Below are 24,205 nucleotides of genomic sequence, written 5' to 3' on the forward strand. Positions count from 1 at the left end.
GTCAAACGGTCGCTTGTGATGGCGCCCTCGTGCGCTATAGTCGCGTTGTAATCGATATCAATGCCCCGTCATAACAGAGGGCAGCCAGGGAAAAGAACCATGAAGATCATGACGACGGCCGCCTCGTGTCTGGCGCTGATGTTGGCAGGCAGCGCTTTTGCCGAGCCGGCGCTCAAACTCAACGACAAGGGCTATTTTGAAGCACCGGGCCTGAACGTTACGGTCTTCGCCGACATCTATCCCGATGGCCACCAGACCGGCGTGACCGTTATCCAGCATGGCGTGCGTGTGGCGGCCAATGGTGATCTGCGGCTGGAACCGTCGCCAGGTCAGTGGTCGCCGATGCCGGCGGGCGATGGCAAGCCGGTGGTGGAAAGCGCGACCCATTCGGTCAGCCAGGCGCTGCACTATCCAGACGCCTCGAAGAACCGCAAGGGCTTCAATCCGATCGAATATCCCGATCTCAATTTCAGCTACCATGTCCGCGTCACGCCGCTGGAAGGGAATGCTTTCAAGGTCAGTGTCGATCTCGACAAGCCGCTGCCGAAAGACTGGGAAGGCAAGGTCGGCTTCAATTTCGAACTGTTCCCGACCGACCTTTTTGGCAAGTCCTGGCTGATGGATCAGACTGATGGAAAAGAATTGGCGGGCATCTTCCCGCGTCAGGCCAATGGCGGCATGAGCGATGATCACGGCCAGATCATCACCGCGCCTCTGGCCGAGGGCAGGCGACTGACCGTGGCGCCGGACAGTGATCTGCAACGCATGACGATCCAGAGCCAGACCGGTGAACTGAAGTTGATCGACGGCCGCGGTAATTTCAACAACGGCTGGTATATCGTGCGAGAAATCACCCGTCCGGGGGCGACGACCGACGCGATTACCTGGGTGATCACGCCGAACGTCGATCCGGACTGGCGTTACAAGCCGGTGGTGCAGGTCAGCCAGGTCGGTTACCGGCCGGAGCAGACCAAGACCATCATCATCGAGCAGGACCTGCGCGACCGTCAGGCCGATCCGCTGATCCTCTACAAGCTGACCGACAAGGGCCGCGAAGAGGTGACGCGCTATACGCCCAAACCGTGGGGGCAGTTCCTGCGCTACAATTACCTGACCGCCGACCTGACGGCGGTGACGGCGCCGGGCATGTACGTGCTGGCGTATCGCGGCGAGGCGACCGGCAGTTTCAAGATCGATGACGATGTCTATGACCGCCACGTCTGGCAGCCGACGCTCGAATATTTCCTGCCGGTTCAGATGTGCCATATGCTGGTCAAGGAAAAGTACCGCACCTGGCACGGCATCGACCATGAGGACGATGTCCGCATGGCGCCGATCAATTTCAACCATTTCGACGGTTACCTGCAAGGCGGCTCGACCCTGACCAAATACCAGCCGGGTGATCACATTGCGGGCCTGAACGCCGGTGGCTGGCACGATGCCGGTGACTATGACCTGCGTGTCGAGAGCCAGATGGGCACGGTGTGGCTGCTCTCCAAGATGGTCGAAGAGTTCAATCTGAACTACGACGCCACCAGCATAGATCAGGCGAAGAAGGTCACTGAAATTCACCAGCCGGACGGCCGGAACGACGCCCTCCAGCAGATCGAACATGGCCTGTTGTCGGTGCTGGGGGGATACAAGGCGCTCGGCCGCACCTATCGCGGCATTATCGAGCCCGATCTGGCGCAATATACCCTGCTGGGCGACGTCACCACCCAGACCGATAATCTCAATTACGATCCGGCGCTTAAGGGCGGTGAGCGCACCGGCACGACGTCCTCGCTGAAAGACGATCGTTATGTCTTCACCGAGGACAATCCCAACCGTGAACTGACGACGGCGGCGCAACTGGCGACCGCCGCGCGCGCCCTGACGCCGACCAATCCGAAGATGGCGAGTGATGCTTTGGCAGCGGCGCGTGATCTTTATGGCAAGGCCTATGACCGCGCCACCGACCTGCAAGCCAGGGTCTTCGTCCTGTCAGAACTGGCGCAGACCACCCACGATGCTGCGCTTATCAAGCGTCTGATCGCGCTTAAGCCTGAGATCGTGGCGCATATCGATCAGACCGGCGCCGTCCTGGCCTCGGCCATGCCCTTGATCCGCGATAAGGCCTTCCTTAGGGACGTCGGGGCGGCGGTGCAGACCTATCAGGTCAAACTGACCGACGATGCCACCAAGACGCCCTATGGCGTGCCCTATGTGCCCTATATCTGGGGCGCCGGCTGGCAGATACAGGAATTCGGCGTGCAGCAGTATTTCTTCCGCAAGGCGTGGCCGCAATATACGCCGGATGCCTTGCAGATGGAGGCGCTGAACTTTGTGCTGGGCGTCCATCCGGGCCAGAACACATCGTCGTTCGCCTCAGGCGTGGGGGCCAAATCAGCGACCACGGCCTATGGTGCCAATCGCGCCGACTGGAGCTATATCCCCGGCGGTGTCATTTCGGGTACGGCGCTCATCCGGCCCGACCTGCCGGAGCTCAAGGTCTGGCCCTATTTCTGGCAACAGACCGAGTATGTCATGGGTGGTGGCGAGACCAACTACATGTTCCTGGTGCTGGCGGCGGCGCAGAAAGCGGATCAGAAGAAGTAGCTACAGGTCCTCCTGCCAGTTTTCGCGAGAATGACGGACGGCGAGGATGATAATATCTTCGCCGTCCGTTTTATAAATGATGATATGAGAGCCGTAAGGATGCGCGCGGACAGGCGGATCGATTTCAGCGTACTCGCGGGCCATTCCGGGATTGTCGCCGAGCATGGCGAAGGTCGCTTCCAGGCGAGCATGGTACGTCTCGGCCTGCGCTTGTCCGAACATCATCACCCCCTGCACGTAGACGTCCACTACGTCATGAGTGGCCTCAGGTGTGAGACTGTAGGGCATCAGGCGCTCTTGGCGATGCCGTTGGCGGCGACATGCGCACGCGCCTTTTCAAGGATATCCTGCATGCTCAGGTCGCTAATCCCGCTGGCTATGCTGCGTGTAACGACCGCCTGCATCGCGGCGATCTTCTCGGCACGTTCCTGATCGCGGCGGATCAGATCGCGGACATAGTCGCTGGTATTGCTGTACTTGCCGGTTTCCGCCTGGCTTTCGGCCCAGGCCTTCATCTGTTCGGGCAGGGAAATATTCATTGTGGCCATGACGGTCTCCTTTGCGTCAGACTATATCTCTTGGCAAAGTTTGTCAAAGTCGCTCCGGACACGAAAAAGGCCGGAACCTTGCGGCTCCGGCCTTTCCAAATTCGGTTAAACCCTAAGGCTTAAGCGTTTTCGAGTTGTTCGGCAGACATCTTGCCGGACTTGGCGTCGCGTGCCATCTCGTAGGAGATCTTTTGACCTTCATTGAGGCTGCGCATACCAGCGCGTTCAACGGCGCTGATGTGAACGAAAACGTCCTGGCCGCCGTCCGAAGGCTCGATGAAACCAAAACCCTTAGTCGGATTAAACCACTTAACTGTGCCAGTGCTCATAATGAACCCTTTCAAATAGCAATATTATACGCCGCCGAACGAAATGTACGACGACCTCTCGGTTAACTTTTGAATGGGGGTTCGCTCGATGCACTTTGGAAAAGTGCGAAACAAAACAGCAGACAATTATAAATCGATTTCTCAACTATAATGTAAAACTTGAAAACACGCAAGTCATTTCAAAAAATGACGTAATAAAACTGCAACGGCGCGTCGTATTACTGACGCGCCGCTTTATAGAGTTCAGGATTGTCCCAGTTTTTCGCGCAGGATGGCGAAGGGCGAATAGGGGTTCACATAGGGCTCCGCCGGCTTTTGTTCGCGGGCGGGTTTGCGATCCGGCTTGCCGCCTGAATAGGGCTTGCCCTCTTTCGGTGCCCCCTTGCGAGAGCGGTCGCCACGCGGCTTGCCGGCGTTTTCACCTGGCGCGTCAGAGCGTGTCCGCTCCGGACGGACGCGCGGCGGCCGCGGCTCGAACGATTTTTGCCGCCAGCCGAGCAGTTGCACCTCACGGGTTTCAGGCACGGGCGCCGGCGTTTCGGCCACGGCTTCCTCGACAGGTTCTGTAATGGCTTCTGCCACAGGTTCTACAGCGGCTTCCGGCAGGTCAACCGCCTCGACGGGCGTTTCCACGGCTTCCACGCTCACTTCGACAGCGACGGGCGCCTTGCCTCTGCGGCGTTTACGGCGTGACTTACCTTCGCTCGGTGCGGCTTCCGCCTTGACGTCGACCGCCACTGCCACCGTCTCGGTCACCGTGATCGGCTCAACCTTCACCAGCCCCAGGGCCTGCAACAGCTTATCGCGTTGGTTCTCGTTGAGCCCCAGTGCGGCGAAATCGGCCTCGCGCACATAGGTCGCGCCTTTTTGCCAGACGCCATGGCCCATGATCTTGTCGAGTTGCGACAGGGTCTTCATTGCCACCGCGCCATAGTCACCCAGCAAGAGCTGACCGCGCTGGCTGTGCTTGCGCTGCGGATGATCGGTCGGATTGGCGCCGCTGCCAAAGGCCTGCAATAGCGGGCGGATTTTCGGGCTTTGCAGTTCGGGCAGGAACCAGGCATAGCGATGGCCGGCGACGCCAAGCGCCTTCAGCGCCGCCTTGTCTTCGGCCGTCAGCTTCAGGGTTTCATCGCGGGCAAGGATGCCGGCGTTTTCATAGAGGCGGAAGGCGATGGCGCGGACGGCCGGCGTCGCGGCCTCATCTTCCGAGGTCTGTTTGATCTTGTACAGGCTCTTGAGACCGGCCTGCGCGCTCTGGCGCACATAGTCGGTCAGGCGCTTGACGGCGCGTTCCTGCAAGGCCGGATGATCGGGCGCTTCGATCAGCTTGAGGCGCGGCGCGAACCAATCGGAAGGCTCGATGCGGGCCACGATTTCCTTCTTCCACAGGACGTCATGCCCCTTGATCTGGAAGGCTTTCGAGGCGCTGTTGGCGAGATCGCGCAAACGATCGAGCAGGATCGGCTTGATGGCGCGGTTGGCGGCCTGACGCAGCGCCTTGTCGGCGATAACGCTTTCGGCGCTGGTCGATGTGAAGGACAGCCCTTTCAGTTCGCCGACGACATGGCCTTCGATAATGACCTGGCCTTCGGGGGTGACTTCGGGGCGCGGCGCTTCCTCGGCATCGAGCGCCTTGAGCAGGGCGCTGGTGCGGGCGTCAATAAAGCGCTGCATGAGGGCTTCGTGCAGTTTGTCGGACAGGCGCTCTTCGAGATCGCGCGCCGCGTCGCGCCAGTGCTCGGTGCGGGCCAGCCATGCGCCACGGTTGGCGATGTAGGAGAGGGTGCGCACGCCGGAAAGGCGCGACGACAGGGTGTCGATATCGCCGTCCATATGGTCGAGATCGCGCAAGGCGCCCTCAAACCAGTCCTCGGCAATGAAGCCGCCGGGGCTGAGACGTGACCAGAACAGGTGCGCCACCAGTTTCAGGTGCTCATCCAGCCCGATCTTGCGGAAGTCAGGCAACTGGCAGGCTTCCCACAGCGTGCGCAAGGTCACCGGGTTCCTGATCTTGGCGGCGATATCCTCGTCCTGGCTCAAAAGGCGCAGGGCCTTTTCATCGAGCGCTTCCTTGGCGAGGTGCAGTCCGATCACGGTTGAGGGCTGCGACAGGCTTTTCAGCAGGGCGTCGAGCGTCGAGAAATCAAGCTTGTGATTGCGCCATTGCGCGGCATCGAGCGCCATGAACTGATGGTTCTCGACCGCGTGGACCAGATCCTCGTCGAGTTCGTGACATTCACCGGTGACGCCAAAGGTGCCATCGCGCATGAAACGGCCAGCGCGGCCGGCGATCTGGCCGATTTCCTGCGCCGTCAGGTGGCGCGTCGACTTGCCGTCGAACTTGGAGAGGCCTGAAAACGCGACATGCTGAATGTCCATGTTAAGGCCCATGCCGATGGCGTCGGTCGCCACCAGAAAATCGACCTCGCCTTTTTGAAACAATTCGACCTGCGCATTGCGGGTCTTGGGCGACAGGCTGCCCATCACCACGGCCGCGCCACCGCGCTGGCGGCGGATCAGTTCGGCGATGGCATAGACCTTCTCGGTTGAGAAGGCGACGATGGCGGTGCGCTTGGGCAGGCGGGTCAGCTTCTTCGGGCCGGAATAGGTGAGGGCGGAGAGACGCTCACGCAGCATGACTTCGGCGGCGGGGAAGAGGCGGTGGAACAAGGGCGCGAAGGTCTTGGCGCCCAGAAATACGGTCTCGAAACGGCCGCGCGCATGCAGCAGGCGGTCGGTGAAGACGTAACCGCGCTCGGTGTCGGCGCAGAGCTGGATTTCATCGACGCACAGGAAATCGACCTGGCGTTCCAGCGGCATGGCCTCGACCGTGCAGATGAAATAGGAGGGCAGGCGCGGAATGATCTTTTCCTCGCCGGTGATCAGGGCCACGGCGTTGACGCCCTTCAGCGCCACCACGCGTTCGTAGATTTCACGGGCGAGCAGGCGCAGGGGCAGGCCCATCATGCCGCTGGCATAGGCGCACATACGCTCGATGGCGTAGTGGGTCTTGCCGGTGTTGGTGGGACCAAGCACGGCCATCAGCTTTGCGTCGCTGGCGGCGTGGATAATGGGGCGGGGGCTGTTGGGGGCTATCTCTGACACGCTGCATACATAGGAGCGCGGAAGCCGTTTGGGAAGCGCTATTGCACCAGAGGGCGCGCAAAAGCGGACTTGTAAACGAGGTGTTACCGGAATGCCGAACGGGCTGGAAACGAATCATGTCCGAATCACTGACATCGACAGATACCGTTTATGTTCCCTACAGTATCTAGTAGGTCGATTTTCGATTAACCATAGTCGATCTGCCGATTGCGTGATGGGAGCTATACAAAAACACTACGCAAGTCTGGCCAATCTATACGCCTGTCATACGGGCGAAGGCGTAGAAAACCGTTGTCTCATCCCTAGAGAGCCAACACAAAATGCCTTCCCCAGATCCCCTTCAGATGACGGTTTTGTTCCCCCTGACCGTCGATACTGACCTCAGCCTCACGGCGCAATCTCTTTTACGTCGTGAGTGCGGGGCTCAGATCCGTTCCATCCACCTGCAATCCATCCCTGATAAACACGAAGCCTGCCTGTGGGTGACGCTGTCAGCCTCGGCCTATGAACCGGCCGTGCATGCGCTCGTCCTTGGTCTGCCGGCCGCGCAGTTCGGCGCCGTGGCGATGGCGGCCTGATCCCATGCTTATCCCCGAAACCTACGAACCCCGTTCCCCTTACACCGGTATCTGGGTGCCGATGATGACCCCTTTCAAACATGGAGACGTCGACTATGACGCTGCTAGTCTCTTCACTCATCATCTTGTGGACTTTGGCATTCACGGTCTGGTTGTCGGCGGGACGACGGGTGAAGGTCCGTCTCTCACGCCTTATGAGAAGGCCCGTCTTGTTGAAACCGTCGCAGCATCCGTCCCTGATGATACCCCCGTCGTCCTGGGTGTTGAAGGCACGAACACCTCGAAGATTTTAAACGAACTGACGGAGATCGGTGATCTTCCGGTGCATGGCTATCTGGTCTCCGCGCCAAGCTATGTCAGGCCGGGGCAGGAGGGTATCTACCGGCACTTCATGGCGATATCCGAAGCGGTGAAGCATCCGGTTATCCTCTACGATATTCCGGTGCGCACCGGGGCGGTGCTGCAAATTGACACCATCCTTCGCCTGATGGCCAGTGGTGATTTCCCGGCCATCAAGGCCTGTGGGCTGACGACGGATCGCCTGAAAGACCTGCCGACCATATACCGCCTCAAGGTGATGTGCGGTGACGATCAGTGGATGTTCCGGGCGCTGGACATGGGCGCGCATGGCGTCATCAGCGCCTCGGCCCAGGTGGCGCCGCGCCGCTTCGTCGAGGCCTATGCCATGCTGGAAAAATACAGCGCCGATGGGGCCTGGAAACGCTTCAACATCCTGATGCCCCTGATCGAGCATATGTTCGCCCAACCGAATCCGGCGCCTGTCAAGGCCGCGCTCGCCTTGCAGACCTGGTGTCAGGAAGAGTTGCGCCTGCCGATGACGCCGGTGACGGCGGACTTTCGTCAGGAACTGGAAACCGTACTCGCCCATATGCACGCCCTGCATCATGACGATCTGCTCTGTGCCGACAAGTCCTCGAAATAGGTAGAACCCGCGGACCCGGCCACAGAACGGCCCCAGCCATCTCCGACGGCTGGGGCCGTTCTGTTTGCGGTTGTGTGCAGCGGATGAGGGTTCTATGCTGACCCGATAAAGCGTTCGCGCGAGGAAACGTCAATGCCCATTGATCACGTCGTGATAACCGGCGCCATGCGCACGCCCATGGGCGGATTTCAGGGTGATTTCGCCGGCGTCACCGCGCCGCAACTCGGGGCGGCAGCCATCAGGGCGGCTGTCGGTAACATGCCTGCCGATCTGGTCAGCGAAGTTCTTATGGGCTGCGTCCTGCCGGCCGGACTGGGGCAGGCGCCGGCGCGTCAGGCCGCCCTTCTGGCAGGCTTGCCGGTCTCCGTGCCGGCCGCAACGGTCAACAAGATGTGCGGTTCGGGCATGAAGGCGGTGATGCTGGGCTATGACGCCCTGCTGGCGGGCTCGGCGGACATGGTGGTGGCCGGCGGCATGGAGAGCATGTCGAACGCACCCTATCTGTTGCCCAAGGCGCGTGCGGGGATGCGGATGGGGCATGGCGAGGTCAAGGACCACATGTTCCTCGATGGTCTGGAGGATGCCTATGAACCGGGGCGTCTGATGGGCAGTTTCGCCGAGGACGCCGCCCGGCACTATCAGTTGACCCGCCAGATGCAGGACGATTATGCGCTGGCCAGTTTAAGCCGCGCCCTGGCCGCCGATGTCAGCGCTGAGATCGTGCCGGTCGAGACGAAGGCGGGCGTTATCACAGCGGACGAGCAACCGGCCAAGGCGCGGCCTGACAAGATTCCGCTGCTCAGACCGGCTTTTGCCAAAGACGGCACGGTCACCGCTGCAAACGCCAGTTCGATCTCCGATGGCGCGGCGGCGCTGGTGCTGACGAAGGCATCGGTCGCCGAAGCGCACGGCCTTATACCGTTGGCGCGTATCAGAGGCCATGCCAGTCATGCCGAAGAGCCGAAATGGTTCAGCCACGCGCCGGTTGGGGCCATCAACACCTTGCTCGGCAAGGTCGGCTGGTCGGTGGATCAGGTCGATCTGTTCGAGATCAACGAGGCCTTCGCGGTGGTGGCGCTGATCGCCATGCACGATCTCAAAATCCCGCATGGCCGGCTGAACATCCATGGCGGCGCCTGCGCGCTTGGTCACCCGATAGGCGCCAGCGGCGCGCGCATCCTCGTCACTCTCATCAACGCGCTCCGGCAAACCGGCGGCAAGCGTGGTGTGGCCGCCGTATGCATCGGTGGTGGCGAGGCGACGGCGGTGGCGATCGAGTTGGTTTAACCCTTCGCCTGCGGGCTGGTGCGGCCGCTGCGTTCCAGCTTGCCCCAGCCAACGGCCATGCCGCGTCCTGCCGCGAACAGCGCCTTGATGACCACGTAATACATGATCTGGCGATAGACGAAGCGTTGTGACAGCAGCCAGAACACCGGATAGGATTTTTCGCGTGGTTCCAGCCAGTAGGCAATGCCGCCACAGATGGCGTCGATGGTCAGGAAGGCGATCCAATAGACCAGCATTCGCTCCAGATCGCCACTGGTGGCGGCCCAGCCGTGCTGCGACACCTGAAGCGCGGTGTTGATGATATTGACCACGAGCGCGAAATCGATCAGCGGCGAGATGACCGAGAAGCCGATCTGGAACACCCAGGCCTGCGGAATGCCGATAAAAGCTAGCCCCTTCGGCTTGCCCTCTTTCAGGATGGTGCGGTGTTTCCACAAGCACTGCAGGGTGCCGAAGGCCCAGCGGAAGCGCTGTTTCATCAGGGCACCAAAGCTTTCCGGCGATTCTGTCCACGCCACCGCATCCTGATCATAGGCTACCTTCCAGCCCTTGTGCTGGATGGCGATGGTCAGGTCCTGATCTTCGGCCAGGGTGTTGTGCGGGTAGTTGCCGACCTCGGCCAGCGCTGCGCGCCGCCAGGCCCCCACCGCGCCCGGCACCACCATCATGGCGCCGAACATGGCCAGCGCGCTTCGCTCCAGGTTCTGTGAGGTGACGTATTCCACCGCCTGCCAGCGCGTGACCCAGTTGAAGCGGTTGCCAACCTTGGCGTTGCCGGCCACGGCGCCGATTTCCGGCCGGATAAACCAGCGCACCAGACGGGCGATGGTTTCCGGTTCGAACTGCGTGTCGGCGTCGAGCGCGATGATGATGTCGCCCTTAGAAGCGGCGATGCCGTTGTTGACGGCGGTCGCCTTGCCGGCATTGGCCTGGGTGATCAGGCGGACGCGCGGATCCGTCTTGAAGGCCTCGGCGACGATGGCGCTGGTGGCGTCCTTCGAGCCGTCGTCGATAACAATCACCTCCATGTTGACGCCGATGCTCGACAGCACCCGACGCACCGAGTTCTCGATGACGCGCGCCTCGTTGAAGGCGGGGATCAGGACGCTGACGAAACGCCCGTTGACATAGGCGGCGACCTCATCGTGCTGAGGGTCGTTTTCAAGGCTGCCGGGCGCGACCATATGGCGGCTGAACTCGGCATAGATGGCCAGTCCGGACAGGACGAGGGCGCGAGTGATGCCGAGGATGATGGCGATAATAAACAGCCACTTGAAGGCCTCCGCCGTCCACGCCAGGAACATGAAGATACCCACGTCGAAGCGCACCTCGGCGAGATCGGCGCCGCTCAGTTTCGGCATGACCTGATCCGGCGCCAGCCCGACCAGATCGCCGACCGTGGTGAAGGTATAGCCCTCGGCCGTGAGGGTGCGGATGATGGTTGGCAGGGCAGCGATGGTTTGCGCGCGCTCGCCGCCTGAATCGTGCATCAGGATGATCTGGCCGGAATGACATTCCGACGGATCTTTCAGGCAGGCTTCAGAGGTCTGGCTGGCCTTGCCTTCATGCACGCCATCCAGCGTATTCTTGATGATGGCGTCGACGCCGGGGCGTGTCCAGTCCTCGGAATCGACGTGCAGCCCGACATTGGTATAGCCAAGCTGTTGCGCCAGCAGCGCCGGTCCCAGCTCGTTTTCGGTGGTCGGCTCGGCGTCACCGAAGTATGGCGAGCGCAACAGACGCATCGAGTGGCCGGTATAGGCCTCGACGACGCGCTGGGTCGAGTTGAGCTCGACGCGGGCCCATTCCGGAGATACCTTCGACATGTCGGGATGGGTGTAGGAATGGTTGCCGATCTGGTCGCCTTCACGCACCATCTGGCGCAGCAGGGCGGGATGGCCGATCGCCTTTTCCCCAATGACGAAGAAGGTGGCCGGCACCTTTTCCTCACGCAGGATTTTCAGCACCTGCGGCGTCCATTTGGCATCCGGACCATCATCGAAGGTGAGGGCCAGATAGCCGGGCTTTAGGCCGGTGCGACGCACCACATAGGGCGTCGGCAGGCTCTGGTACTGCGCGCCTTGCGCCACGCGGTTCTTGTCAAAGGTGACGGTGCGGGCGCCATTGGTCGGCGTGCTGTCGATATGCAGCACCTCGCCATTGCCCTCGACATCGACATTGCCCAATGGCTGGAGCACGCGCAGGTCGGGCGTTTTGTCTGTCTGGAAGGTTTGCAGGGCGGGCCAAACACCGGGGTCTTCGCTGCCCAGCCGCCACAGGGCGACGCCGTAGGGATTGGTGTTGTCGATGGTCAATAGTTGATTCCAGGCGCTGACGGCATCCAGCATCCACACCTGATGATCCTTGCCGCCTTCCTGATAGGAGAAGTTCGGATTGCCGGAGGCCGTATCGAACTGCATCGGCGCCTCGGAATCGTGCGCGATCAGCCAGGCTTCGGGAATGGTCAGCACGTCGGCCTGGTTATCATGCCAATCATAGGCATAGTTGCCGATACACGCGATGGCCTTGTCGAGCGGCACGCTTTTCAAGGCCTCGGTCAGGCGGGAATTGAACCAGTCCTGCGCGGCGATCGGCCCGGCAGGATCAACCATGGAGTGCTGGTCATACAGCATCAGGAACAGCTTGTCCGAGGCCTTGGCAAAGGCTTTCAGGTTCCAGGTGTCATCATCGATCGGTGCGGTCAGGGTGACCTGAAAACCGTCGCGCGAGAGCTGCGCGCGGGCTTCGTGGATGAAGGTCAGGTAGTTGCCGAGCGCGTGGGGCGGCAAGGCTTCGAAGTCAAACACGACACCGGCGGCCTTCTCCTTACGCAGCATGTCCTCGACCTGACCGATCAGGGTCTTGCGCTGCGCGGGATTGGCCAGTAGGCGCGCGAGGCTTACGCCATCGAAACTGCCCTTGTAGGTGTTCTGCACCATGACCAGGACAGCCGGCTGGTGCTTCGCCGAGGCGACGATGCTGCGGAACTGGTAATCGGGCGTATAGATAAAGGCGTTGTTGGCACCACTGACAATGGCCAGGGACGGGATAACAATATCAAGATCGTTGACGTGGCGCTCCAGCGAGGCACGACCGGGATCATCACCGATATAGAAGGCCGCCACGGTCTGGTTTACGCTCGGATTACCGCGTTTTACCGCAATGGAGCGATGGCGTGGCGCGGCCCTGTGGAAAGGGGCTGTCCAAGCCAAGGGCTTCGGATACTCCATGTGTAGGTCGAGATCCTTTTGCACCGGCACCAGCAGAATTGAGACGATCAGGCCGATGAACAACAGGACGGCGACAAGGATCAGGCCGAAGACCCCAATGAAGGACACCTTGCGGCGCCGGCCTGTGGGATCATAGAAAATAGGTTTTGACATGGAGGTGCAGCTTATGAAATCAAAGTTGTGTGACTGCCCTTCTGAGCGCTATTTATGACAATTGCGAGACGGGAATTATGGCCATCGGCCACATTTCCTGCCAGGTGGAAAAATCATGATAAGCCGGCGATTCGCCGGCTGGCCGGCAAACTCAGGATGTCGCGGCACGATACCATTCGTCCGGGCTGGATTATATCGAGAAGCCACGCTTTCAGGCCGGGATCGTAATCCGGCTTGCTGAGGGTTTGCGTTGTGCCGCCAAACAGCCAAAAGCGATGATCCGTCAGGGTGCGGCTGCTGAGGAAGGTGTCGAACTCACGAACGCTGGCAAAGGCGGTAAAGTCGAAAACGCAGCCTTTCGGCGGTACATCATCCAGATCATGCAGGAAGGATGGTGCGGTTTCGGGCTTGTCGGTATCACTCATCGGGGTAATCAGCCGGACGTTTTTGCCGTAGTGAAGCTGCGGTATATTATCAACATTGCCGGTATCAAGCGTCGAGACCGGTAACTGGAAATAGACTACGGTGGCCAGCGGCGGCCCTTGATAGATGAGATCGGACACGGAAGCCGCCGGGAACTGATAGCCGGTCCGCAGATCGCTGAGATCCTGCGGGATGGAGAGACCGTCGCAGAAGATAACGCAGGCCAGTCCGCAGGCGATCAAAGCCCAGATTTTCGGCGGCTCGTCCGTGCGCCACCGGATGTAGCGCCCCGCCAGCCCCGCCAGGGTCAGGACAACACCGTAACCGATGGTGCGGACATTGTAGGGGTCGAACTGGGTGCGGAAACGTAACACAAAAGCCAGGGCCAGAAAGCCCAGTCCGGCCAGAAGGACAAAGGTGACAGCCGGTGAGGTCTTTTCGCGCGATAGCGACAGCCTGTTCCATGAGGCGCCGGCCAGCACCGCGATCACGGCGATGATGCCAAGGGCGCAGCCGGCAACCGCGAGAACAAATTGCCGGATCAGCAGTAGCTTGGCTTCGGGCGCGGTGATGCGCGGCATGCCGGTGCCGTAGCCCGTCATGTGGTGGTTGAAGGCCTGATAGGCCAGGAAGACGACGCCGGCGATGCCGAAACAGGCCAGGGTGCGCAGGGCGGTGGTGCGGCCATAGGCCAGCCAGGTGCAGATAAACAGGATGAAGGCGAAGGGCGCGAAAAAATAGCGGGCGAAACAGCCGAGCACGAGGAACAGGGCAAGGAGGCCATAGAACGCCCATTTGCGGGGATGGGTATGGATCAGCGATAGGGCGAAGAAGGTGCCGCAGACGCAGAACAGCAGCAGGTTTTCCGACCAGGTGTACATGCCGATCAGCAGGGTGACGGGATTGATCACGATCAATGTCGCTATCAGCAGGTTGCGCGAAGCCTTGTAAACAAAGAGAAACGAGGCCGCCAGCAGGAGGAAATTGGTCAGTTTGCTGCTGACCATAAGGAAGGCCGGATCAGCGACCGGCGCGGTCAGGGCCAGCATGGTGGGGTAGCCGCACGGGTAGACTGCCAAATAGGTGCCGTTCAGGCTGCATCCCTGGCCATGACGCAGACTGTCGGCGAGAAAGATATAGTACCAGGAATCGACGCTGATATAGCCAAACGCGATGGCCAGCCCCATCGAGAGGGCCAGGATCGCCGCGATGGTCGCGAGATAGAGGGTCTTGGACTTTATGGACATATACGTCTTTGCGCCGGATGGGTTCGTCGCCATAAGCGCAGAGCATGGCCTTTTGTGGGCCGCCTTTCAATGCCGCACTATTTCATGGAAGGCGATCAAAAGGCCTGTTGCTGTCAGGGTTTCGTCTGCGATCATCAGGGCGTCGAAGGCTTTCAGCGCATGGCCTTCGACTGTCTGTTCTTCGGTGACGATCAACAGGCCGCTTTGGAGGGTCATTTCGCCGTCGATGCGGCGGACATCGGCGCGCATCTGTCCGCGTCGTGTCATGACATTGAGGTCGGTGACGGGCGCCAACGGCGTGCCGTGTACAGGCACATCACCGGCAAAGGCGAGGCTTTCGCACGTTGCCAGAATGACGCTGCGATCGCTGAACTCCAGTCTCAGGCTTCCGCTCAACACGGTCAGATGGCGGTCGATATTGGTGAATAGCGAAAACGGCCCCGCTTCGGTGACCACCGCCATGCTGACCCGCCACAGGAAATCGTCCATCGAGGCGCCGACGGGAAAGACGGCGACCTCGCGCGTGACCCCGCCGCCGTTCTTCCACGGCGTGGCCACGCGCGCTGCAGAGGGAAGGTACCGGATCACAGGATACCCGGCAAAATGCCAGGCAAATCGAGGCCCTTCTCGCGGGCACAATCAAGGGCGATATCATAGCCCGCATCGGCATGACGCATAACGCCGGTGGCCGGGTCGTTCCACAGCACGCGGCCAAGGCGTTTGGCGGCATCATCGGTACCATCGGCCACGATCACCATGCCGGAATGTTGCGAATAGCCCATGCCGACCCCGCCACCGTGATGAAGCGAGACCCACGTCGCGCCCGACGCCGTATTGAGCAGGGCGTTGAGCAACGGCCAGTCGGAGACGGCGTCCGAGCCATCGCGCATGGCCTCGGTCTCGCGGTTGGGCGAGGCGACGGAACCGCTGTCGAGGTGATCGCGGCCGATGACGACCGGCGCCTTAAGCTCACCCGTGCGCACCATCTCATTGAAAGCCAGACCCAGGCGATGACGGTCACCTAGGCCGACCCAGCAGATGCGCGCCGGCAGGCCCTGAAACTTGATACGTTCGCGGGCCATGTCGAGCCAGTTGTGCAGGTGTTTATTGTCGGGCAGCAGTTCCTTGACCTTGGCATCGGTCTTGTAGATGTCTTCCGGATCGCCGGAGAGCGCTACCCAGCGGAAGGGACCTATGCCGCGGCAGAACAGCGGACGGATATAGGCCGGCACGAAACCGGGGAAATCAAAGGCGTTTGTCACGCTCTCATCGAAAGCCACCTGACGGATATTGTTGCCGTAATCGACCGTGGGCACACCGGCCTTCTGGAAATCAAGCATGGCACGGACGTGCTGGGCCATCGACGCCTTGGCCGCTTTGGCGACGCTTTGCGGATCGCGTTCGCGCATGTCGAGCCAGTGCTCAACCGTCCAGCCGGAGGGCAGGTAGCCGTTGATCGGATCGTGCGCCGAGGTCTGGTCGGTGAGCAGGTCGGGGCGCACGCCACGGGAATAAAGCTCCGGCAGGATATCGGCGGCATTGCCGAGCAGCCCGACCGAAATCGGTTTGGTGGCATTCTGGATCATGGCCAGGGCGTCATCGATATCCTTGGCCTGATAGTCGAGATAGCCGGTGCGTAGGCGCATCTCAATCCGCGACGCCTGACATTCGATGGCGAGGCACGAGGCACCGGCCATCACGGCCGCCAGTGGCTGCGCGCCGCCCATGCCGCCAAGGCCGGCGGTCAGCAGCCACTTGCCCTTGAGGTCGCCCTTATAGTGCTGGCGCCCCATCTCGACGAAGGTTTCATAAGTGCCCTGAACGATACCCTGCGTGCCGATATAGATCCACGAACCGGCAGTCATCTGGCCGTACATCATTAGGCCCTTGCGATCGAGTTCGTTGAAGTGGTCCCAGGTGGCGAAGGCCGGCACGAGATTGGAATTGGCCAGCAGGACGCGCGGCGCATTCTCATGCGTTTCGAAGACGCCGACCGGCTTGCCCGACTGGATCAGCAGGGTCTGGTTGTTTTCCAGCCGCTTCAGGGTCTCGACGATCTTGTCATAGCTTTCCCAGTCGCGCGCCGCACGGCCGATGCCACCGTAGACGACCAGTTCCTCTGGCCGTTCCGCAACATCGGGATGCAGATTGTTCATCAGCATGCGCAGGGGCGCTTCGGTCAGCCAGGACTTGGCGGAAAGGGTGGTGCCGGTGGCCGGCCTGATCACGCGGGCATTATCGAGACGGGTCATTGATCTACTCCGGGCAAGGCAATATTCGCTGCTTTTATAACTGCGCCGGACCGCACCAGCTCGATCGCCAGAGCCATGTCCGGATGGAAGTGGCGATCGTGATCGAGGGCGGGCACGGCCGAACGGGTGAGCGCGCGGACGCGCTCCAAAGCCTCCGATGAGGTCAGGGGCTTGAGAAAATCGCAGCCTTGCGCCGCCGCCAGCAGTTCAATCCCGATCACGGCGAAGGCGTTCTCGGCCATCTCCATCAGGCGGCGCGCACCGTGGGCGGCCATAGAGACGTGGTCTTCCTGATTGGCGCTCGTGGGGATGGAATCGACGCTGGCGGGATAGGCGCGCTGCTTGTTTTCCGACACCAGGGCGGCCGCCGTCACCTGCGGGATCATGAAGCCGGAATTGAGACCCGGTTGCGGTGTCAGAAACGCCGGCAGGCCCGATAGCGCCGGATCAACCAGCATAGCGATGCGGCGCTCGGCGATTGAGCCGATTTCACAGATGGCCAGGGCAATGATATCGGCTGCGAAGGCCACCGGCTCGGCGTGGAAATTTCCACCGGACAACGCCTCATCAGGATCAGTAAAGATTAGCGGATTATCGGAAACGCCATTGGCCTCGGTCTCCAGTGTCACCGCCGCCTGTCGCAGAATATCGAGCGCGGCGCCCATCACCTGTGGCTGACAACGCAGACAATAAGGGTCCTGCACGCGCTCGTCGCCTTTCAGGTGCGAGGCGCGGATAGTGGAATCGCTCATCAAGTCCCGCAGGGTGCGGGCGGTATCGATCTGGCCTTTGTGGCGGCGTAGGGCATGGACGCGCGGATCGAACGGCGCATCCGAGCCCTTGGCGGCTTCGGTCGAGAGTGCGCCGGTGACCAGGGCGGTTTGCAGCAAAACCTCGGCCTCGAATAGGCCAGCCAGGGCATTGGCGGTCGAGAATTGCGTGCCGTTGAGGAGGGCCAGCCCTTCTTTCGGGCCGGGCGTGAGGGGGCGGAGGCCGGCTTCCTTCAGCGCCCGCAGGGCCGGCATCCGCGCGCCATAGACCTCGATCTCGCCTACGCCGATCATGCAGGCGGCCATATGCGCCAAAGGCGCCAGATCGCCGGATGCCCCGACCGAGCCCTGGCACGGAATGACCGGCATCAGGTCATGATCGAGCATGGCCTGCATCAGCTCCAGCGTTTCCGGTTTGATGCCGGAAGCGCCCTGCGCCAGCGAGGTCAGCTTGAGCGCCAGCATCAGCCGTACCACAGGCTGCGGCGAGGGGGCACCAACTCCGGCGGCATGGCTGAGGATGATGTTGCGCTGAAGCGTCGTCAGATCGGCGTCCTCTATGCGCGTCGACGCCAGTTTGCCAAAGCCGGTATTGATGCCGTAGACCGGCTCGCCTCGTGACAGAATGCGCGAAACCGCCACCGCACTTTCGGCCACCGCCGGCATACAGGCCGGATCAAGCTTGAAGGCCGCGCCGCGGTAGATATCGCGCCATACGGACAAAGGGACGTTGCCGGGGGTGAGGATCATACGGTTTGACCTTGGAATACACGAGCATGGAGGGGCGAAAAGCCCATGAAATAAACCAGATCTGCGGGCTGTTCGCAGTCCCAGATGGCGAGGTCGCACGCCTTGCCGGCCTCCAGCGTGCCGATCTCGTGCGACAGGCCGAGCGCTTTGGCGGCGTGGATCGTTACGCTGGCCAGGCATTCATCGACCGTCATGCGGAAGAGGGTGGCGGCCATGTTCATCGCCATCAGGATCGAGGTCAGCGGCGAGGTGCCGGGATTGCAGTCGGTGGCGATGGCCATGGGCACGCCTGCCGCACGCAGGGCTTCAATCGGTGGTTTGATGGTTTCGCGCATGAAGTAATAGGCGCCGGGCAGGACGGTAGCTACCGTGCCGGCGTCGCGCAGGGCGGCAATGCCGTCGGCGTCGAGATGTTCGAGATGATCGGCCGACAGCGCGCCATAGCGCGCGGCCAGCGCTGCGCCATGCAGGTTGGACAACTGTTCGGCATGTAGCTTGACGGCCAGGCCATGCGCCCTCGCAGCCATAAAGACGCGCTCGGTCTGGGCGGGGGAAAAGCCGATGCCTTCGCAGAAAACATCGACCGCCGAGGCCAGACTTTCGTGGGCCACGGCGGGGATCATGCGCTTGCACACCTCATCGATATAGGCGTCAGGTCGGCCCGTATATTCGGGCGGCAGGGCGTGGGCACCGAGCAAGGTGGTCACGACCCGCACCTTGCGATGATGTGCCAGCGCCTTGGCGGCGCGCAGCATTTTCAGTTCGTCTTCGAGCGTCAGGCCGTAGCCTGACTTGATCTCGACCGTAGTGACGCCGCTGGCCAGCAGGGAGTCAAGGCGGGGCAGGGCGGCGGTGATCAGATCATCTTCAGTGGCGGCGCGCGTCGCGCTGACAGTGGAAAGGATACCGCCACCGCCACGGGCGATGTCCTCATAGGTCGCACCATCAAGACGCAGCTTGAATTCATGGGCACGGTTGCCGGCAAAAACGAGGTGGGTGTGGGGATCAATCAGGCCGGGGGTAACCAGCCGGCCTTGCAGCTCGATGGTCTCGCCCGCGTAATCAGCGGCTGGGCCGGCGTAGACGATGCGACCGTCTTTCGCGGCGATCATGCCCTTGTCGATCACCGGCTGGCCCGCTTTCACCAGCAGGCGGCAATTCGTCCAGACCGTATCGCATTGCATGGCTTTTCAAACTCGCCTAATATGTCTATACATAATGCATAATGTATAGACATAATGAGTGCAAGAGCGATGTCGTCACTTTGGTTTGAAAAAGCGCTGCTGAAACAGGGCTGGCAGTCTGGTGTGTTGCTGACCATCAGCAATGGCCGCATCGCCAGCATAGAAATCGACGCGGCACCTCAAGGAGAGCGCCATGTGATCGGCATCCCCGGCATGCCCAATCTGCACAGTCACGCCTTCCAGCGCGTTATCGCCGGCCTGACAGAGCGGCGCTCTGGTGAGCAGGCCCGGAAACCAGATAGCTTCTGGTCATGGCGTGAGCAGATGTACAAATTCCAGGCGCAAATCGGCCCGGACGAACTGCAGATCATCGCCAGCCTGGCCTATATGGAAATGCTGGAGGCCGGTTTTACCCGTGTTGGTGAATTCCACTATCTGCATCATGCACCGGATGGTCAGCCATTTACTGATCCGGCGGAAATGGCCGGACGGATCGCTATGGCGGCTTCGCAAACCGGCATTGGCCTGACGCTTCTGCCGGTCTTCTACGCCCATGCTGGCTTTGGCGGACAGGCGCCCAATGCCGGTCAGGCGCGCTTTATCCATGATCTCGAGGGCTTTCAGCGCCTGTTGGAAACCAGCCGCAAACAGGTCGCCGCGCTCGATGACGCCCTTGTCGGAATCGCCCCGCATTCCCTGCGCGCGGTCACGCCGGAAGAACTGACGGCCCTGATCCCCATGGCCGAAGGCGCGCCGATCCATATCCATATCGCCGAGCAGGCGCGTGAGGTCGAAGACTGTTTGGCCATGACCGGCCAGCGTCCGGTCGAATGGTTGTTCGATCATGCAACGGTCGATGCGCAATGGTGTCTGGTTCATGCCACGCACATGACGTCTGAAGAGACGACGCGATTGGCGACATCGGGCGCCATCGCCGGCCTGTGCCCGATCACCGAGGCCAATCTCGGTGACGGTATCTTTCCGGCGCGGGACTATCTCCAACAGGGCGGGCAATTCGGTATCGGCTCGGATTCCAACGTCCTGATCAGCGCCGCCGAGGAACTTCGCCTGCTCGAATACGGCCAGCGCCTGATCTATCGTGAACGCAATGTGCTCGATCATCTGTATGTCCGTGCACTCGATGGCGCCCAGGCGCTGGGTGTTGAGAGCGGTCTCGTCATAGGCCTGCCCGCCGATCTGGTTAGTCTGGATTGCGATCTTGATTCCTTTGTCTTCGCCTCGGCGCGCTCACCGATCGATTGCGTCTGGCGCTTTGGCCGCAAGCAGGTCGCGGGCGGCCGCCATATCCGGCGCGACGCCATACTTGCTGATTACCGCAGGCTCATGCAAAGGCTGTCCGCATGACCCAAATCCTGCCGCTGCATCAGCAGATCCGTAACGACATCGAAGCGCAGATCCGCTCCGGGGCCCTGAAGCCCGGTCAGCGTATCCCCTTTGAGCACGAGTTGATGGCGCAATATGGCGTGTCGCGCATGACGGTCAACAAGGCCCTGACTCCGCTCGATGAGGCCGGTCTGATCGAACGCCGCAAACGCGCCGGCACCTTTGTGCGGTTGCCGCGCCTCGATTCCACCGTGCTCGATATCCCTGATATCCAGATCGAGATCGAGACGCGCGGCGAAGCCTATCATTTCGAAGTCCTGTCCTATGCCATCCGCCCCGCGTCCAGCGACGACGAGCGCGAACTGGCCGGTGAAGGCGGACGGGTGTTGAAAATCGAGGGCCTGCATTTCGCCTCCGACAAGCCGCTGGCGCTGGAACGCCGCCTGATCAATCTGTCGGTGGTGCCGCAGGCCGAAGACGTTGATTTCAGCCGCCAGTCACCCGGCCACTGGCTGCTCGGCGCCGTGCCCTGGACACACGTCGAGAACCAGATCAGCGCCACCGCCGCGGAGGCGCAGACCGCCCGCCATCTGCGCCTTGATGCCGGCGCCGCCTGTCTGGTGGTCGATCGCCGCACCTGGCGCGACAGGGACCGCGTCACCACGGTGCGCCAGATCTTCGACGGGGCGTCTTATCGTCTGATCGCGCAATTCGATCACGGTTAAGGTCATGCCGTCACCGTCCGGCAATCTTGCGTTAACTACAAGCGGCGATACTCTGGGCAGACATATGTAAGGGCCCTTTCATGACATCCTGGCAAGCCGGTATCGCGCTTAGTCTGCTGATCGCTTTGGTGAGCGCGCCCGCGCACGCCACGCTCGGCGGCAAGGCGTCCACCATCGAAAACGATCGTATCCGCATGGTGGGACGCAAGAGCGCTCAGATGGTCCAGGGTGAGGTCACCAGCCACGAAGTCACGCTGGAAAACGGCACGGTGACGCGCCAGTTGACGCGCGCCGATGGCACGGTTTTCGCCGTAAGCTGGCAAGGGCCGGTGCGCCCCAATCTCAACCAGCTATTCGGCACGAGCTATTTCCAGCGTTTTCAGAGTGATAACGCGCCGGCCGGTCGTATCCGGATGCGGCGCGCCCTGGCCTCGACCCATAGCGATTTTGTCGTGCGTACCGGCGGCCATGCCGGCGCCTTCTGGGGTTTTGCCTTCCTGCCCAAGGCCGCGCCTGCCGGTTTCTCAGCCCAGAGCCTTCAGGCAGGTGCCCAATGAAGCCGCATATTCTTCTGACGGGTCTTCTGCTTCTTCTTGCCGCCTGTGGTGGCGGTGGTGGCGGCGGGGGTAGCGGCAGCACGTCCTCTGGCGGCGGTTCCTCGTCCTCATCGTCCAACTCCAGCAGCACGGCGGCGTTGAGTAATTTTACCACCATCTCGGTGGATTCCGGCCCGCCTCAGGCAGGGGGGAACGTCAATATCGGCTTTGTTACGGTCACGATCTGCGCGCCGGGCACGAGCACGTGCCAGACCATCGATCACGTCATCATGGACACCGGCTCTGTTGGCCTGCGTATCGAAAATGAAGCCCTGACGCCGGCTATGCGCACCGCCTTGCCGCATACGCAGGTGGCCGGCAAGGGGGCCGCGGAATGTTACCAGTACGTCGATGGCTATGTCTTCGGCTCGATCCGTACGGCCGATTTCACCATCGGCGGCGAGACTGTCGCGGCCATGCCCCTGATGGTCATCGGTGATGGTGGAGATTACGCCAATGTGCCGACCGACTGCTCCTCCGGCGGCGGCAACAGCCACGACACCATCGCCGATTTCGGCGCCAACGGCATTATCGGCATCAGCAGCGGTATCACCGATTGCGGCAGTTATTGCTCGAGCACCACCAATAACGGTTATTACTACACCTGTGTCTCGGCCACCTGTACGCCCTCGACCCTTGCGACGGCTTCGCAGGTGCCCAATCCGGTTGCGCGCATGGCGGTCAACAACAACGGCACGATCGTTGATCTGCCGGCGGTGGCCGGCCTTGGCGCGCCCAGCCTGACCGGAACGCTTTACTTTGGCATAGGCACCCAGACCAACAACACGCTCGGCAACCGCACAATCCTGACGCTCAGCAACAGCTTTCTGTTGACCGCCACCTACAAGGGCGTGGCCCTGACGCAGAGCTTTATCGACAGCGGCACCAACTTCTACGGCTTCTCCGACAGCGCCATTCCATCCTGCACCGGCAATCTGGCGGGCTTCTACTGTCCGGCTACCTCGCTTGGCCTGACCGCCAGCCTGACCGGGCAGAACGGCGTTGCGGCCAATGTCCCGTTCACCATCGACAACACGTCTCAGCTTGTCCAGTCGCCAAACTACGTCCTGCCGGGATTGGGCGGTGATCCCACCGGGTTCGATAATCTGGAGCCTTACAGCAACAGCTTCGATTTCGGCCTGCCGTTCTTCTATGGGCGGCGCGTCTATACGGCGATTTCCGGCCGCAATGCCGGCGGTACGCTTGGTCCTTACATCGCATTTTAAGATTGACCGCCATGCCAGCCTATCAAGATGTCTTTTACGATAGCCATGATCTGCGCGTGAAGCTCTATGCCCGGGACTATCATCGTTCCGGGGGCGGCGAGATCATGCCGGTCATCTGCATGCACGGGCTTAGCCGCAATTCGGCTGATTTCGAGGTCATCGCGGCGCATCTGTCCGAGCGCTATCGCGTCATCGTGCCGGACCAGCGCGGTCGCGGCAAGTCAGGCTGGGATGCCGAGCCGGCCAACTATTCTCCGGCGCTCTATGTGCAGGATGTGTTCAAGCTGATGGGAGAGCTTGGCATCGCGCGCGCAGCCTTGATCGGCACGTCGATGGGCGGCATCATGGCGATGATCATGGGCATGATCGCGCCACAGGCCGTCATCGGCATGGTGATCAACGATGTCGGGCCGGAACTGGACGTGACGGGCCTGGCAAGGATCAAGTCCTATGTCGGCAAGAGCCCGCCGATCAACACCTGGGCCGATGCGACGGCGCGCGCGCGCCAGACCAATGCCGCAGCTTTTCCGGACTATGACGACGCCGACTGGCTGGCCTTCGCGAAACGCACCTATCATGAGGTCGAAGGTGTGCCGGTGTCGTCCTACGATCCGGCGATTTCCGGCGCCTTCGATCCGGATGGGCCGGTTGTGGCGCCGCCCGATATGTGGGGCATATGGGATACGCTTAAAGGCATCCCCGTACTGGGGGTGCGCGGCGAGCTTTCCGACCTGTTATCCGAGGCGACCTTTGGCCAGATGCTGGAGCGCCATTCCGCTATGGGCGCCGTGACAGTGGCGCGCGTCGGCCATGCGCCGATGCTCGACGAACAAGAGGCGATGACGGCGATTGATGCGTTTCTGGCTGATCTGGAAACGCGCGTCTGAACCTCTCCGGATGTCGCGGGATGGGGG

Annotated in this window: 19 protein-coding genes; 9 read left to right on the forward strand and 10 right to left on the reverse strand. The window is 61.4% G+C overall.

Annotation, left to right across the window (positions count from 1 at the left end; translation table 11 throughout):
• Positions 1-99 precede the first annotated feature (99 nt).
• Positions 100-2,598 (forward strand): glycoside hydrolase family 9 protein, encoded by a 2,499-nt coding sequence (locus tag ABQ278_RS07270; RefSeq protein ID WP_349321885.1) that lies wholly within the window; start codon positions 100-102, stop codon positions 2,596-2,598.
• Here the strand turns inward: ABQ278_RS07270 and ABQ278_RS07275 are convergent, their stop codons facing one another.
• The 4 genes from ABQ278_RS07275 to ABQ278_RS07290 form a co-directional block, all read right to left on the reverse strand.
• The gene (locus ABQ278_RS07275) at positions 2,599-2,886 is read right to left on the reverse strand and encodes a type II toxin-antitoxin system RelE/ParE family toxin (RefSeq protein WP_349321886.1); all 288 of its coding nucleotides are present in this window, start codon (positions 2,884-2,886) and stop codon (positions 2,599-2,601) included. It abuts the gene before it with no gap.
• The gene (locus ABQ278_RS07280) at positions 2,886-3,146 is read right to left on the reverse strand and encodes a type II toxin-antitoxin system ParD family antitoxin (RefSeq protein ID WP_018079787.1); all 261 of its coding nucleotides are present in this window, start codon (positions 3,144-3,146) and stop codon (positions 2,886-2,888) included. The genes ABQ278_RS07275 and ABQ278_RS07280 overlap by 1 nt, the downstream gene beginning before the upstream one ends.
• A 119-nt stretch (positions 3,147-3,265) precedes the next feature.
• The gene (locus ABQ278_RS07285) at positions 3,266-3,475 is read right to left on the reverse strand and encodes a cold-shock protein (protein WP_018079788.1); all 210 of its coding nucleotides are present in this window, start codon (positions 3,473-3,475) and stop codon (positions 3,266-3,268) included.
• A gap of 243 nt (positions 3,476-3,718) precedes the next feature.
• Entirely contained in the window at positions 3,719-6,583 is a 2,865-nt protein-coding gene (locus ABQ278_RS07290) for a helicase-related protein (RefSeq protein ID WP_349321887.1), read from the reverse strand.
• A gap of 320 nt (positions 6,584-6,903) precedes the next feature.
• Between ABQ278_RS07290 and ABQ278_RS07295 the strand changes: the two genes are divergently transcribed.
• The 3 genes from ABQ278_RS07295 to ABQ278_RS07305 all read left to right on the forward strand — a co-directional run bounded on the left by ABQ278_RS07295 (position 6,904) and on the right by ABQ278_RS07305 (position 9,391).
• Positions 6,904-7,161, forward strand: coding sequence for a hypothetical protein (locus tag ABQ278_RS07295; protein ID WP_349321888.1), 258 nt, complete (start codon positions 6,904-6,906; stop codon positions 7,159-7,161).
• 4 nt (positions 7,162-7,165) lie between these two features.
• On the forward strand, positions 7,166-8,104 hold the full coding sequence (gene dapA, locus ABQ278_RS07300; RefSeq protein WP_349321889.1) for a 4-hydroxy-tetrahydrodipicolinate synthase: 939 nt from the start codon (positions 7,166-7,168) through the stop codon (positions 8,102-8,104).
• A 132-nt stretch (positions 8,105-8,236) separates the two neighbouring features.
• Entirely contained in the window at positions 8,237-9,391 is a 1,155-nt protein-coding gene (locus ABQ278_RS07305; protein WP_349321890.1) for an acetyl-CoA C-acyltransferase, read from the forward strand.
• Here the strand turns inward: ABQ278_RS07305 and ABQ278_RS07310 are convergent.
• The 6 genes from ABQ278_RS07310 to hutI all read right to left on the reverse strand — a co-directional run bounded on the left by ABQ278_RS07310 (position 9,388) and on the right by hutI (position 19,400).
• A complete protein-coding gene (locus ABQ278_RS07310; protein WP_349321891.1) occupies positions 9,388-12,774 on the reverse strand; it encodes a glycosyltransferase in 3,387 nt (1,128 codons plus the stop codon). The two genes, ABQ278_RS07305 and ABQ278_RS07310, sit on opposite strands and share 4 nt — an antisense overlap.
• A 113-nt stretch (positions 12,775-12,887) precedes the next feature.
• Positions 12,888-14,444: a hypothetical protein gene (locus ABQ278_RS07315; protein ID WP_349321892.1), complete on the reverse strand. Its 1,557-nt coding sequence runs from the start codon at positions 14,442-14,444 to the stop codon at positions 12,888-12,890.
• 66 nt (positions 14,445-14,510) lie between these two features.
• Complete coding sequence (locus ABQ278_RS07320; protein WP_349321893.1) at positions 14,511-15,032, reverse strand: HutD family protein; 522 nt, start codon at positions 15,030-15,032, stop codon at positions 14,511-14,513.
• Complete coding sequence (gene hutU, locus ABQ278_RS07325) at positions 15,029-16,696, reverse strand: urocanate hydratase (RefSeq protein ID WP_349321894.1); 1,668 nt, start codon at positions 16,694-16,696, stop codon at positions 15,029-15,031. Before hutU ends, ABQ278_RS07320 begins: the two co-directional genes overlap by 4 nt.
• On the reverse strand, positions 16,693-18,216 hold the full coding sequence (hutH, locus tag ABQ278_RS07330; protein ID WP_349321895.1) for a histidine ammonia-lyase: 1,524 nt from the start codon (positions 18,214-18,216) through the stop codon (positions 16,693-16,695). The genes hutU and hutH overlap by 4 nt, the downstream gene beginning before the upstream one ends.
• A complete protein-coding gene (gene hutI / locus ABQ278_RS07335) occupies positions 18,213-19,400 on the reverse strand; it encodes an imidazolonepropionase (protein ID WP_349321896.1) in 1,188 nt (395 codons plus the stop codon). Before hutI ends, hutH begins: the two co-directional genes overlap by 4 nt.
• A 69-nt stretch (positions 19,401-19,469) precedes the next feature.
• On the opposite strand from hutI, the gene ABQ278_RS07340 reads away from it, so the two are divergent.
• From ABQ278_RS07340 to ABQ278_RS07360, 5 genes are all read left to right on the forward strand, one after another.
• The gene (locus ABQ278_RS07340; protein ID WP_349321897.1) at positions 19,470-20,765 is read left to right on the forward strand and encodes a formimidoylglutamate deiminase; all 1,296 of its coding nucleotides are present in this window, start codon (positions 19,470-19,472) and stop codon (positions 20,763-20,765) included.
• Positions 20,762-21,469 (forward strand): histidine utilization repressor, encoded by a 708-nt coding sequence (gene hutC / locus ABQ278_RS07345; RefSeq protein WP_349321898.1) that lies wholly within the window; start codon positions 20,762-20,764, stop codon positions 21,467-21,469. The genes ABQ278_RS07340 and hutC overlap by 4 nt, the downstream gene beginning before the upstream one ends.
• An 80-nt stretch (positions 21,470-21,549) precedes the next feature.
• Positions 21,550-22,026 (forward strand): DUF2844 domain-containing protein, encoded by a 477-nt coding sequence (locus ABQ278_RS07350; protein ID WP_349321899.1) that lies wholly within the window; start codon positions 21,550-21,552, stop codon positions 22,024-22,026.
• Entirely contained in the window at positions 22,023-23,291 is a 1,269-nt protein-coding gene (locus ABQ278_RS07355; protein ID WP_349321900.1) for a DUF3443 domain-containing protein, read from the forward strand. Before ABQ278_RS07350 ends, ABQ278_RS07355 begins: the two co-directional genes overlap by 4 nt.
• A gap of 11 nt (positions 23,292-23,302) precedes the next feature.
• Entirely contained in the window at positions 23,303-24,178 is an 876-nt protein-coding gene (locus ABQ278_RS07360; RefSeq protein ID WP_349321901.1) for an alpha/beta hydrolase, read from the forward strand.
• Positions 24,179-24,205 lie beyond the last annotated feature (27 nt).

It is taken from the genome of Asticcacaulis sp. MM231, assembly GCF_964186625.1.
In the GTDB taxonomy this organism is placed as follows: Bacteria; Pseudomonadota; Alphaproteobacteria; order Caulobacterales; family Caulobacteraceae; genus Asticcacaulis.